The sequence below is a fragment of the Polymorphobacter sp. PAMC 29334 genome, from assembly GCF_019431245.1.
In the GTDB taxonomy this organism is placed as follows: Bacteria; Pseudomonadota; Alphaproteobacteria; order Sphingomonadales; family Sphingomonadaceae; genus Polymorphobacter_B; species Polymorphobacter_B megasporae.
In genome coordinates this window covers 1,693,102-1,705,538 of sequence record NZ_CP080243.1, presented here as the reverse complement: position 1 = coordinate 1,705,538, position 12,437 = coordinate 1,693,102, and the positions used below count along the sequence as shown (strand labels likewise).

The window sequence follows — 12,437 nt, the reverse complement described above, 5'->3', positions numbered from 1 at the left end:
CGATTACCGAGCGGCCGTGCTCGCGGGCAGCGCGAAGCTCATCAGCGTGTTGCCCGCGGCGATCGCAACGAACTGCTCGCCACCGACCGCATAGCTGATCGGCGATGCGCTGATCGGGCCGCCGGTCTGCACCTTCCACAATGGCTTGCCAGTCGCGGCGTCGAGCGCGATGAACCAGTCCTCGGCGGTCGCCGCGAACACCAGGCCGCCGCGCGTGCCAAGAACCCCCGCCGACAGCGACGTGCGCGTCAGGGGAAAGGTCCAGCGCTTCTCACCGGTGACGGTATCGAGCGCCATGATGCCCTGCACCGGCTCGACGCGCGGTTCGGGCGAGGCGACCTTCCCGCCCGCCCGATACTGCTTGCCGGGCTCGTATTTCTCGTCGCCGTAGCTGGCGAAGCCCTCGGCATCCTGGAAGGCGAGGTAGAGCAGCCCGCTCGCGGCGTCGTACGACGGGGCCTGGAAATTGGTCCCGCCGACCGCCGGGAAAACGCGCTGGCCGCTCCGGGTGGCGACCGAGTCAGCGCGGACCTGCGGGCGGCCGTTGGCGTCGAAGCCGGCGTTCCACGTCTGCCTGACGAAATTCTTGCCCGAGACGAACGCGCCGTCGGTCCGGTCGAGGGTGTAGAAAAAGCCGTTGCGATCGGCGTGCAGCAGCAGCTTGCGCGGGCGGCCGTCGACGACACGGTCGGCGAGGACGAGGCCGGCGACAGCATCCCAGTCGTGACTATCGTTCGGCGTAAACTGGTAATGCCATTTGAGCCGCCCGGTCTTCGCGTCAAGCGCGATGACCGAGTCGGTGTATAAATTGTCGCCGCGGCGTACGACGGGGTTGAAGTCGGGCCCCGGGTTTCCGACCGTCCAGTAGACGAGGTCGAGGTCGGCGTCGTAGCTGCCGGTCAGCCACGTCGCGCCGCCGCCGGTCTTCCAGCTGTCGCCGGTCCAGGTTTCGTGACCGGGAACGCCCGGGCCGGGGATCGTGTCGAAGCGCCACAATTGCGCGCCGGTCGCCGGCTCGAACGCCGAGAGGAAGCCGCTGACCCCCTCCTCGCCCCCCGCCATGCCGACGACGATCCGGTCGCCGAGCGCGAGCGGTGCGCCGGTCATCGTGTAGCCGCGCATCGTGTCGGCGAGGCGATGCTCCCACAGTTCGCGCCCTGACCGCGCATCGAGCGCGATGAGGTTGTCGTCGAGCGTGTTGAAGAACACCCGCGATCCGAGCACGGCAACGCCGCGGTTCGACGGGTTGATCTGGTACGGATTGCGGACGTCCTGTGCCCGGCTGAACTTCCACAATTGCTGACCGGTCCGCGCATCGAGCGCATAGACATCGCCCGGAGGCCCGCTCGTATAGACGATGCCGTCGACGACCAGCGGAGTCGTTTGCAACGGGCTCTCACCGGGAAGCGATGCGGTCCAGCGCAGCTGCAGTGTCGCGACGTTGGCGGTCGAAACCTGCGTCAGCGGCGAGAAATGCTGGCCCCGGTAGTCCCCCCAATAGGTCAGCCAGTTGTGCGGTTCGTCCGCCGCGGCGATGCGCCTGGCGGGAAGGCCCGCGGGAAGCTTCGCCATGATCGTCTGCGTGAAATCGCGCCGCTTCTGCTGCGCCAGATACGCGACCAGCGCATCGACACCGCTGGCCCCGAGCCGTTCGCCGGTATCGCGCGGGCCGCCGGTCGCCGTCACCTTCACCGCGCGTACCCGCGCGTTGTCGAGCAGGATGAACGCGCCGTCGGACTGCTGCAGCTGCAGCGTGAAGGTGTCGCGGCGCTTGATCACGCCGTTCACGGTCGAGCCGTCCATCAGGGTCACGTCGGCGACGCTGAACGGATCGCGCGGCGGTCGTGACGGCGGCTCGTGCAGCACTTCGCTGCGGATCGCCGCAATCGGCTTGCGCCCGATGTCGGAGAGATCGCTGGCGACGACGGCGCCGCGGCCATTGATCTCGTGGCAGCCACCGCAGCCGCCCGCCGCGAAGAACAGCCGCGCACCGGCGGCGGCATCGCCCGCGGGTCGCGCCGCGACGGCGGCGGACGCGACGGGCTTCGACCCGAGGCTCTGGATGTAGGTGACGAGCTTCCAGATCTCGTTCGCCGGCAGCGCCGAAAAGCTTGGCATCGCCGCGCCGCGCACGCCGTCGTGGATCGTCCGGAAGATGTCGTACGCCTCGTCGCCGTGCGCGAGCGAGCCGTTCAGCGCCGGTGCCCGCGCACTCCGTGCCCCGCCTTCGCCATGACAGGCGGCACACGTTTGCGCGAACAGCGTGGCGCCGGCGGCGGCCATCGCGCGGTTGCCAGCGTAGGGGTTGGTCGGCGTATCGGCGCGTCCCTGCGCTCGTCCCGAATCCGGCACCACTGCGAGGCTCAACGCGACCAACCCGATCGCCGCCTTGCCGATGACCCGTCCGCGCAATCCCGAATCTGTCGCCTGCACTTCAGCCTCGCCGCACCGACCGACTGTATACAGATGCCCAAGACAGGCGATCGCATCAAGCCGTTTGCGCGACCATCGCGCGTCACACCCGCCCAAACCGGCAGGCGGTTATTGGTAATCCCCGACGCCCGGCCGTCTACCCCCGACCTTGCGCTGCCTTGACAAGCAAGAGGCGTCTCCTGAATACAGCGGTTCGACCAGACCGGGCTGCGAACCACCGCGGCGGGGACGGGGAGCAGTCGATGGTTCGGGTCCCAATTCTCGCAGCGGTCGTTGCCGTGCTTGCCGCCACGCCCGGATATGCCGTCTCGGCAAGCCGCGCGCCCTTCGGGACATCGGCGAACGGCGAGGCAGTCGAGGTCATCACGCTGCGCAACGATACCGGCACCACCGTCCGCGTCTCGACGCGCGGCGGCGCGATCCTGTCGATCGAAACACCCGACCGCACCGGCCGGATCGATAATGTCGTCCTTGGCCAACCCGACTTTGCCGCATGGGACGCGGCCGGGACGTTCAACAGCGTCGTCGGGCGTTACGCCAATCGCATCGCCCGCGGCGGCTTCACCCTCGACGGCAAATTCTACAAGATCGACGGCGCGGACGCGGTGACCAGGGTCGTGCTCCACAGCGGCCCTACTGGCTTCGCAAGCCGCCTGTGGCAGGCAACGACCTACGAACGCACAGGGGTTGCCGGGACCGAGCTGACCTATGTCGCCGCCGATGGCGAGGGCGGATTCCCCGGCGAGCTAACCGTCCACATAACCTACGCGCTCGACAACGACGGCGATTTGCGGATCGATTATCGCGCGACGACGACCAAGCCGACCGTCATCAACCTGACCAACCACAGCTATTTCAACATCGGTGGCGCGGCCTCCGGGCCGATCTACAACCAAATCCTGCAAGTTCACGCGAGCCGCTATACGCCGACCGATGCCACGCAGGTCCCGACCGGCGAACTTGCCCCGGTCGCGGGCACGCCGTTCGATTTCCGCAAGCCGGGGCGGATCGGCGAGCGAGTCTATTCGACGCATCCGCAGATGATGCTGGGGCGCGGCCTCGATCATAATTTCGTGCTCGATAGCGAGCCCGGTGCCGCGGTGCCGCTCGCTGTCAGGCTCTACGATCCGAAAAGCGGACGCCGCCTCGAGGTCCGCACCACCGAACCCGGCGTGCAAATCTACACCGCCAATCATTTCAGCGGCGGCACCCCCGGCGCGAATGGACGAACCCTGCGGCAGGGCGATGCGATCGCCTTTGAAACCCAGCACTTCCCCGACAGTCCGAACCGCCCCGAATTTCCGACGACCGTCCTCCGCCCCGGCGCAGTGTTCCATTCGGTCACCGACTATGTGTTCTCGACCGACAAGAAGGACCGATGATGAAGCATGCCATCCTGATCGGCGCGGCGGCATTGGCGCTCGGCGGCGCCGCGCCGCGCGACACGCTGCGGATGGTCCTCGTCGACGTCGAGGGCGGCTCGGCGACGCTTTATGTCACGCCCGAGGGACATTCTTTGCTCGTCGATACGGGTTGGCCGAAGGGCATGGGCGGCCCGGCGGTCGCTGCCGGTGCGATGCCGCCACCGGCGACGAGCAGCGCCGAGCGCATCGTCCGCGCGGCGAAGGCGCTCGGGCTCAGCCGGATCGATTATGTCCTCGTCACGCATTATCACGTCGACCATGTCGGCGGGGTGCAGGACCTTCTCGCGCTGATCCCAGTCGGGACATTCGTCGACCACGGTCCGAACCGCGAGGTGCCGCCATCGGGCGCGACGGCGGAGCAGCTGACGACGGCGACCGCGACCCTCTACCCAAAATATCTCGCCGCGATCGCTGGGCGGAAGCACATCGTCATGCAGCCGGGAGCAACGCTGAAAATCGACGGGCTTGTCCTGAATGCGGTCGATGCCGACGGGCAAGTAATCGCCCACCCGCTGGCGCAAGGCGGCAAGCCCGGCGTCGGCTGCGATCGGGCGACGGCCAAGGATGCCAACGGCGGCGAGGAGAACCCGCGCTCGATCGGCTTCCTCGCGACATGGGGCAAGGCGCGCATCCTGTCGCTCGGCGACACGACGTGGAATCTGGAAAACCGGCTCGTCTGCCCGGTCGACCTGATCGGGCCAATCGACCTGATGGTGGCAACCCACCACGGCAGCGATCTCAGCAACAGCCCGGCGCTGCTCGACACCGTCGCACCGCGCTTCATCGTCGTCGCCAACGGCCCGACCAAGGGTGGTGACGCCGCGACATTCGACACGGCGATGGCGTCGCCGCGTCTCAAGGAGCTTTGGCAACTCCATTATGCGACGCGGAGCGGGCCGGAGAAGAACGCGCCGCGCAACCGCATCGCCAACCTGCCCGGCGCACCGGATATGGCTAATGCGCTCGCCATAACGGTCGATCGGTCGGGTGCAGTCGCTGTTGCCGTTCAGCGAGGCGATATGCTGGCCGCTGGCGAGGCGCAGGCGCGGTAACGCCGCGCCGATTGCAGGCTGGGCGGAAGCCGCCGGGAACCTGCCATTTTCCCCTGTCCTACACCCCTCGAAGCGCGCTAGCGCTTCAGGTCGCCAACGGGGGGTGCGTGTTCTTTCTCATTGCTGGTTTTTCAGGCATTCTGTGGGGAAGGCGAAACGCAAAACACACGTTTAGTGTGAACTTATTTTGAACTTAGCCTGCGTGACGGTCGTCGGCACAGCGCGGAGACCAGGCATTGCGGATCGTCGAACTATTATTTTGTCTATTGCGATCAATTAGTTAGCGTCGGTTCTGCGTCATCGCGGGCACGGCAAACCGACAACCCACCGATGAAAGCGACCTCTCATGCCCCAGCCGCCGTATATCCTGGCGATCGACCAAGGCACGACGTCGACCCGCTGTATCCTGTTCGATTCGACCGCGACCCCGGTCGCGACCGCGCAACGCGAGTTCGCCCAGCATTACCCTCAAGGCGGCTGGGTCGAGCATGATCCGGAGGATATCTGGCACGATACGGTCTCGGTTCTGCGCCAAGCCGTCGCGAGCGCCGGGATCGACATCGCCGACATTGCCGCCATCGGCATCACCAACCAGCGCGAGACCGTCGTCGTCTGGGACCGCGCGACCGGGCGCCCGATCCACAATGCCATCGTCTGGCAGGATCGCCGGACCGCCGACGTCTGCGCGCAGCTCAAGGTCGACGGTGCAGAAGAACTGGTCTCGGCCAAGACCGGGCTCCTCCTGGACCCGTATTTCTCGGCGACCAAGCTGGCGTGGATCCTCGACAACGTATCGGGGGCGCGGGAGAGCGCGGCGCGGGGCGACATCGCCTTCGGCACGATCGACTGCTTCCTGCTGTCGCGGCTGACCCGCGGCAAGGTCCACGCGACCGATCCGACCAACGCCGGCCGCACCTTGTTGTTCGACATCGTCCGGCAGGAGTGGGACGACGAGCTCCTCCGTCTCTTCGACATTCCGGCGTCGATCCTGCCGAGCGTCGAGGATAACGCGCACATCTTCGGCCATAGCGACCCCGACATTCTCGGCCGCGCCATCCCGATCGCCGGGATGGCAGGCGACCAGCAGGCGGCGTTGTTCGGCCAGTGCTGCTTCCGCACCGGGATGACCAAGTCGACCTACGGCACCGGCTGCTTCCTGCTGATGAACGTCGGCGAAAAGCCGGTTCGATCCAACAATCGCATGCTCACCACCCCGGCCTACCGGCTGAAGGGCAAGACCACCTACGCGCTCGAGGGCTCGATCTTCGTCGCCGGTGCCGGGGTCAAGTGGTTGCGCGACGGGCTCAAGATCATCACCCGTGCCTCCGAAACGCACGATATGGCGACGCGCGTGCCGAACAGTCACGGCGTCTATATGGTACCCGCCTTCGTCGGTCTCGGCGCGCCGTACTGGAACCCTGGCGCGCGCGGATTGATCTGCGGCCTGACGCTCGATTCGACCGACGCGCACCTTGCCCGGGCAGCGCTCGAGTCGGTCGCATATCAGACGAAGGACTTGATCGACGCGATGGTGGCGGATGCCGGGCCGTCGGCCTCGGCGCTGCGCGTGGACGGCGGAATGGCGGTCAACGACTGGCTGTGCCAGTTCCTCGCAGACATTCTCGACGCGCCGGTCGAGCGGCCTTCGATCGTCGAGACGACGGCGATGGGTGCAGCCTTTCTGGCAGGGCTGGCGACCGGGGTATGGGAGGATCTCGCGTCGATCGAACGTATCTGGCACCGCGACCGGCGCTTCGATCCGGTGATGGAGCAGGACGAGCGCACGCGCCTGGTCGAAGGCTGGCGAAGCGCGGTTCGCCGGACCTTGCTCCCGGCTTGAGGAGCAGCGAACGCGAAACTAGTCGCCGATCAGCTTGAGCCAACGCAGCAACGGCGTCATCGTCAGCCCCTGGACGACGATCGAGAAGGCGACCACCGCGAACGCCACGGTGACGATCTGCCCGCGCCCCGGCAGATCGAGCGGCAGCCCGAAGACGAGCCCGAGGGCGAGGGCTCCGCGCAATCCGCCCCAGACGAGGACGTGCTGGTGACGAAGTTCGACGCGCTGGCGGCTCCACGCGAATAGCGCCGACAGGCCGTAAATCGCGACGGCGCGGCCGACGAGGACGACGACGATGGCGATCGCCGCCGGGCCGATGACGTCGGTGAACGGCTGGCGGGCTATTTGCGCGCCGATCAGCAGGAAGATCAGCGAGTTGGCGAGGAAGGCGACATACGCCCAGTAGTTGATCAACGAGGCGCGGCTGGTCGCCGAGATCGCGCCGAGAGTCCCCGAATTGCCGACGATGATCCCTGCGGACAGCGCCGCGAGCACACCCGACATGCCACCGGCGTCGGCGAGGAGAAACGAGCCGTACGCGATCAACGTCGTCAGCGTCAGTTCGACGAGGACGTCCTTGGTCCGCCCCGCGAGCAGCAGCAGGCCGAACGCGACCGCAACGCCGCACGCAATCCCGCCGGCGACCATCCGCAGCACGAGCCAGCCGATCGCATCCGGTTCAGCGTGCTGCCCGGCGACAACGGCGAGGACAACGGCGAAAGCGACCGCGGCGGTCCCGTCGTTGAGCAGGCTCTCGCCCTCGACGAGCAAATGGAGACGCGGATCGATCGTCACGTTCTTGAAGGTCGCGATCACCGACACCGGATCGGTCGCCGCGATCAACGCGCCGAACAACGCCGCCGCCGCCCAGCTCCAGTCGGCGAGGAAGTGCATCCCCGCCGCGACGACGATCGCCGCGACGATAACCCCGGCGCTCGCGAACACCGCGAGCAGCGGCGCGTTGCGACGAAGGTCGTGCCAGTGAAGGTTGAGCGCCGCCTCGAACACGATCGGCGGCAAGAAGATCGAGAAGATCAACTCCCGCGACAACTTGAGGTCGAGGCTGATCGGTGCCACCGCAAGCCCGATGCCCGCCGCGACGAGGCCGACACTGTACGGCAGGCGAAAGCGCTGGGTCGCGATCGCGACCACCGCCGCGACAAACAGCAACAGCCCGACTTGTTCGAGATCGTCGAGAACCATCATCGGCGACCTAAGCCCGGGCTATCTGGCGCAGGCAAGCACGATCGGCAATCTATACGCCGTTCTTATGCGCGGCCCGGCTTCCCGCATGGCAAACCAGTGCCCGACCGGCCCATATCGGTCTGGTCGCTGCGTGTTTGGCGACGGTCAACGGAGGCCTTCGCGTGGCCAAGCGGAAACCTACCCAACCTGTGGACGGCGCTCGCGACCGGCCATGCCTGATCGATCGATGCGCCGCCTCGGCGTCGCTGACGATCCTCGGCGCGGCGGCACTGATGGTCCCCGTTGTCGCCGTCATCGACGCGCTGCGCGGCTGACCCGAGCGCCCAAGGAGATTTGCCATGATCGATCCCGAACGCTCGTCGCCTTTCGCGATGCCGCGCGACGCGGTCTTCCGCAGCGACCTCGCCGATCGTGCCGGCTCGGCGGCGACGTTCATCAGCATCTATCTCGTCGTCATCGTCGGCTTCGGCACGGTCATGGCAGCGCTCATCCGCGCCGCCGGAGGCTGAGGGCTGGCGCGGCATCGCGCCCCGCAGCCTTAGGCAAAGCAGCGCGTTCTCCAGCCCGCACCATGCGACGGAGAGCGACATGATCTACATCGTCCAGAACGGCTGGCAGATTATCGTCGCGACGCTCATCGGCCTCGCGGTCGGCGCGGCGTATCACGCGGCGGCGGGGCGGCGCGGACGGATCGCACTCGGCCTGACGATTACCAACTTCATCGCCGAAGCTTGGCTGACCGCGATCTTCGCCGGGGCCCTGATCCTCGCGCCGCCCAAGGCCGGGGCGTGGGTCATGGCGATCGGCAGCGCGGTCGTCATCTGGATCGGCTTCGTCGTTCCCGCTGCCGTCGTCAGCCTCCACTCACGCGGCAGTGCGGCTGGGGCGGTCGCCGCGGAATGCGGCTATTGGCTGGCTGTGATGATCGCCGAAGCGGTCGTCCTCCACGCGGTCGGGCTGGTTGCGCCGTACTAGGCATCGAAGCCGCTGAGCTTGACGCGCAGCTTGTCGAGCGCTGCCTTCTTGATCTGGCAGACCCGCGCCGCGCCGACATCGAGCACCTGCCCGATCTCCTCGAGGTTCATTTCCTCGACGTAATAAAGCTGGAGAACCAGCGCCTCGCGCTCGGGGAGGTTGCCGACCGCGGTGCTGATCGCGCGCTTTAGATCGCCACGCGCCAACGCGTCGAACGCGCTCGGCGTATCGTCGGCGAACCACTCGCTGTGATCCGAATAGACGTCGTCGATCGATTCGTAGCGCACCGCATGCGTCGCGTTCGCCGCGGTCCGATACGCCTCGATCGTCATCTCGACGCGCTCGGCCATCTCCTCGTCGGTCGCGGGACGCCCGAGCAGCCCTTCGAGCGAGGCCCGCGCGATGCCGAACTCGCGCCGCCGCCGGATCGCCGAGCGGACCAAAGTCGCCGACTTGCGCAACTGGTCGATCATCGACCCGCGCACCCGGACGGTGGCGTAGGTGGCGAAGGCGGCGTGTCCCCGATCCTCGAACCCGCGCGCCGCTTCGATCAGCGCGATCATGCCGATCTGGATCAAGTCCTCGACCTCGATCGCGCTCGAAACCCGCGCATGCACGTGCCACGCGATCTTGCGGACGAGGCCGAGGTGGCTCTGCACCAGCCGTTCGGGGTCGGTGCGGACCAGCCGCGCGGGGCCGTAGACGCCAATTTCGAGCCCGAGGCGTGCGTCCATGTTCAGGCTCCTGTTGAGGGACCGCCAACGACGGCGGTGACGTCGACGGTCTTGGCGTCGGGGATTTCGTGGATCGACAGCACCGCGCAGCCTTCGGGGAGGTGCCCCTTGAGCAGGCCGTAGACCGGCCGACGGAGCAGTGGCGTGGTGACGACGGCGAAGCGCGCGGCGGTGGCGGCGAGCGGCGCGTCGGCATCGCGCACCGCCGCGACGACGCGCGCCGCAAGCGCCGGTTCGAACGGGTAGAGCGATCCCGGGCCGGCCCGCACCGCCGCCGCGAGCAGGTCCTCGAGCGCGGAATCGAAGGTGATCGCGAGCAACGGTTCGCGGAGACCGCAGAGGGTTTGGACAATCGCGCCGCCCAACCCGGTTCGAACAAGTTCAGCGAGTTCGCCGGGGTCGCTCGTCCGCGAAGCGACCGCGGCGAGGCTACCGATCGTCCGCCGCACATCGCGGATTGGGACCCCCTCCTCGAGCAACCGCTGCAACACCGCGGTCACCGTCGCGAGCGGCAGCAGCTTCGGCACCAGCCCGGCGACGAGCTGCGGGTGCGCCTCGCCGAGCGTGTCGAGCAGCTTCTGCGTCTCGTCCTGCCCGAGCAGCAGATGCGCCTGCACCGTCAGGATATGGTTGAGGTGCGTGCCGATGACGGTCGACGGATCGACGACGGTATAGCCCGCGCCGGTCGCGAGATCGCGCTCGGCGGGGTCGATCCAGCGCGCGTCGAGCCCGAAGCTCGGGTCCTTGCACACCCGCCCGGCGACGGGCACGTCGATCGGCCCGGCTTCGAGCGCGAGCAGGTCGTCGGGGAAGACCTCGTCCTCGGCCATGACGACGCCGTCGATCAGGATGCGGTAGGTGAACGGCCCGAGCGCGATGCTGTCGCGGACGCGGACCAGCGGCACGACGAAGCCGAGCGCCTTCGACAATTGGCGGCGGATGCCGGTGATCCGCGCCATCAGCGGCCCGGTCTTCTCGTCGACCATGCCGATCAGGCCGTAGCCGAGATCGAGCCCGATCGTCGCGGTGTCGGCGACGTCGCTCCAGTCGATCGCCGCGTCGGCGCTCCGCGGTGCCTCGACCGGCACGACGACCGGCTTTGGCCGCGACAATTTCCACGCCAGCGTCCCGGCGATCGCCGTCGCGGCGAGCAGGATCAGGTGCGGCATCCCCGGGAGCAGCGTCAGCAGCCCCATGATCCCCGCGATCGGGGTCCACGCGCGGGCGCTGGCGAACTGGCTAGTGACCTGACCGGCGAGATCGAGGCTCGACGAAACGCGCGTCACGATCATCGCCGCCGCGATCGATAGCAACAGCGCCGGGATTTGCGCGACCAGCCCGTCACCGATCGCGAGGAGCAGGTAGATCGATGCCGCATCGCCGATCGACAGACCGTGGCGGAACATGCCGAGGATCAGCCCGCCGGCGATGTTGATGCCGAGGATCAGCAACCCCGCGACGGCATCGCCCTTCACGAACTTCGACGCGCCGTCCATCGAGCCGTAGAAATCGGCCTCGGTCGCGACCTCGGCGCGGCGGGTGCGCGCCTCGTCGGCGGTGAGCAGCCCGGCGTTGAGGTCGGCGTCGATCGCCATCTGCTTGCCCGGCATCGCGTCGAGGGTGAAGCGCGCCGACACCTCCGACACCCGCCCCGCCCCCTTGGTGACGACGACGAGATTGATGATCAGCAGGATCGCGAAGACGAACAGCCCGACGACATAATCGCCGCCGATGAGGAACTTGCCGAACGCCTCGATGACCTGCCCTGCCGCCGCCGTACCCTTGTGGCCGTTGACGAGGACGACGCGGGTCGACGCGACGTTGAGCGCCAGCCGGAGCAAGGTCGCGAACAGCAACACACTGGGAAATGACGAGAAATCGAGCGGACGCTGGGCGTTGATCGCAACCATCAGCACCGCGAGCGCGACGATGAAGTTGGCGACGAAGAAGATGTCGAGCAGCACCGGCGGGATCGGCACGACCATCAGCATGACGAGCGACAGGATCGCGACCGGCAGCAGCGCGGCGCGGGGGTTGACGCTGCCGAGCGCTGGAAGAGCGAATGCCGCCATTATGCCGACAGCTCGGCGAGTTGAAGGTAGATCATGCGCGCGGCGTCGGGGGCGGCGGCAAACTGGACAGTGGGCTGGCGCGCGACCGGCAGAGCGGTGCCGGTCGGCGGCACCGGTCTGCCGAAGATCGCGGCGAAATGGTGGTAGACTTGGCTGACCGATCGCGCGCTGCCGTCGGCGGCGAAGAAGATGCGCGGATTGGTGCGGGCAGCGGCGGGGAGGATCGCCGACGCTGCTCCGGCGGGATCGGCCTTGAGGAAGCGCAGGGCTCCGGCGGCGCCGAGAAAATGGGCGAAGGAGAGGTCGGTGGCGGTCGCGGGTCGATCGAGCCCGGCGGATAGTTTTGTGGCGTTATCAGCAGCATAGGCTGCCGCCATGTCGGCTGACGCCAGCGGATCGCGGCGGAGATCGAGGATTGCAGTTCGCGTCGCCGGATCGATCGCGGCGCCGTCGTCGAGGACCGCCGCCGCCGCGCCGAGGCCGTGCTCGCGGCCGTGTTTGCGGATCGTTTCGAGCCACGTTCCGGCGGTGAACTGGAACAGGCCGCGGGCGCTGCTTGTCGGCGCGGCGGCATTGGGGTCGAGGCCGCTTTCGGTTTTCGCCTGAGTAAACAGGTAGTTGAAGTCGATCCCCTGCCGCGCGCTGGCAAGGCGGATGGCGGCGATGGCCGTGCTGGCGGAGGAGACGGCTTGCGGGGTCAT

At 67.6% G+C, this 12,437-nt stretch carries 11 protein-coding genes; 6 read left to right on the top strand and 5 right to left on the bottom strand.

The features are described 5' to 3' along the window. Positions 1–3: 3 nt before the first annotated feature. Entirely contained in the window at positions 4–2,433 is a 2,430-nt protein-coding gene (locus KZX46_RS12000; protein ID WP_219776762.1) for a PQQ-dependent dehydrogenase, methanol/ethanol family, read from the bottom strand. A gap of 242 nt (positions 2,434–2,675) precedes the next feature. Between KZX46_RS12000 and KZX46_RS11995 the strand changes: the two genes are divergently transcribed. From KZX46_RS11995 to glpK, 3 genes are all read left to right on the top strand, one after another. Then, positions 2,676–3,815 carry an aldose epimerase family protein gene (locus KZX46_RS11995; protein WP_219776761.1) on the top strand — a complete coding sequence of 380 codons (1,140 nt, stop codon included), beginning with the start codon at positions 2,676–2,678 and terminating at the stop codon, positions 3,813–3,815. Continuing rightward, positions 3,812–4,909 carry a ComEC/Rec2 family competence protein gene (locus KZX46_RS11990; RefSeq protein ID WP_219776760.1) on the top strand — a complete coding sequence of 366 codons (1,098 nt, stop codon included), beginning with the start codon at positions 3,812–3,814 and terminating at the stop codon, positions 4,907–4,909. Before KZX46_RS11995 ends, KZX46_RS11990 begins: the two co-directional genes overlap by 4 nt. A 346-nt stretch (positions 4,910–5,255) precedes the next feature. After that, positions 5,256–6,749 carry a glycerol kinase GlpK gene (glpK, locus tag KZX46_RS11985; RefSeq protein WP_219776759.1) on the top strand — a complete coding sequence of 498 codons (1,494 nt, stop codon included), beginning with the start codon at positions 5,256–5,258 and terminating at the stop codon, positions 6,747–6,749. Between the two features lie 18 nt (positions 6,750–6,767). On the opposite strand, the gene KZX46_RS11980 is transcribed toward glpK, so the two are convergent. Continuing rightward, the gene (locus KZX46_RS11980) at positions 6,768–7,955 is read right to left on the bottom strand and encodes a sodium:proton antiporter (RefSeq protein ID WP_226896247.1); all 1,188 of its coding nucleotides are present in this window, start codon (positions 7,953–7,955) and stop codon (positions 6,768–6,770) included. Between the two features lie 161 nt (positions 7,956–8,116). Here KZX46_RS11980 and KZX46_RS11975 point away from each other — a divergent pair, with 161 nt between their 5' ends. From KZX46_RS11975 to KZX46_RS11965, 3 genes are all read left to right on the top strand, one after another. Beyond that, the gene (locus tag KZX46_RS11975; protein ID WP_216708734.1) at positions 8,117–8,269 is read left to right on the top strand and encodes a hypothetical protein; all 153 of its coding nucleotides are present in this window, start codon (positions 8,117–8,119) and stop codon (positions 8,267–8,269) included. Positions 8,270–8,293: 24 nt separating this feature from the next. Then, complete coding sequence (locus tag KZX46_RS11970) at positions 8,294–8,464, top strand: hypothetical protein (protein ID WP_219776758.1); 171 nt, start codon at positions 8,294–8,296, stop codon at positions 8,462–8,464. Between the two features lie 79 nt (positions 8,465–8,543). Next, a complete protein-coding gene (locus KZX46_RS11965) occupies positions 8,544–8,930 on the top strand; it encodes a hypothetical protein (protein ID WP_219776757.1) in 387 nt (128 codons plus the stop codon). On the opposite strand, the gene fliA is transcribed toward KZX46_RS11965, so the two are convergent. From fliA to KZX46_RS11950, 3 genes are read right to left on the bottom strand one after another with little or no spacing between them, the layout of a single operon-like run. Then, on the bottom strand, positions 8,927–9,664 hold the full coding sequence (fliA, locus tag KZX46_RS11960) for an RNA polymerase sigma factor FliA (protein WP_219776756.1): 738 nt from the start codon (positions 9,662–9,664) through the stop codon (positions 8,927–8,929). The genes KZX46_RS11965 and fliA overlap by 4 nt on opposite strands. A gap of 2 nt (positions 9,665–9,666) precedes the next feature. Further along, positions 9,667–11,736, bottom strand: a complete 2,070-nt coding sequence (gene flhA, locus KZX46_RS11955; protein ID WP_219776755.1) for a flagellar biosynthesis protein FlhA — start codon at positions 11,734–11,736, stop codon at positions 9,667–9,669. Further along, the gene (locus KZX46_RS11950) at positions 11,736–12,437 is read right to left on the bottom strand and encodes a transglycosylase SLT domain-containing protein (protein WP_219776754.1); all 702 of its coding nucleotides are present in this window, start codon (positions 12,435–12,437) and stop codon (positions 11,736–11,738) included. Before KZX46_RS11950 ends, flhA begins: the two co-directional genes overlap by 1 nt.

Coding starts and splice junctions, on each gene's coding strand:
- KZX46_RS11995 (WP_219776761.1), top strand. CDS start 2,676: ATGGTTCGGGTCCCAATTCTCGCAGCGGTCGTTGCCGTGCTTGCCGCC.
- KZX46_RS11965 (WP_219776757.1), top strand. CDS start 8,544: ATGATCTACATCGTCCAGAACGGCTGGCAGATTATCGTCGCGACGCTC.
- KZX46_RS11980 (WP_226896247.1), bottom strand. CDS start 7,955: ATGATGGTTCTCGACGATCTCGAACAAGTCGGGCTGTTGCTGTTTGTC.
- fliA (WP_219776756.1), bottom strand. CDS start 9,664: ATGGACGCACGCCTCGGGCTCGAAATTGGCGTCTACGGCCCCGCGCGG.
- KZX46_RS11970 (WP_219776758.1), top strand. CDS start 8,294: ATGATCGATCCCGAACGCTCGTCGCCTTTCGCGATGCCGCGCGACGCG.
- glpK (WP_219776759.1), top strand. CDS start 5,256: ATGCCCCAGCCGCCGTATATCCTGGCGATCGACCAAGGCACGACGTCG.
- KZX46_RS11990 (WP_219776760.1), top strand. CDS start 3,812: ATGATGAAGCATGCCATCCTGATCGGCGCGGCGGCATTGGCGCTCGGC.
- flhA (WP_219776755.1), bottom strand. CDS start 11,736: ATGGCGGCATTCGCTCTTCCAGCGCTCGGCAGCGTCAACCCCCGCGCC.
- KZX46_RS11950 (WP_219776754.1), bottom strand. CDS start 12,437: ATGACCCCGCAAGCCGTCTCCTCCGCCAGCACGGCCATCGCCGCCATC.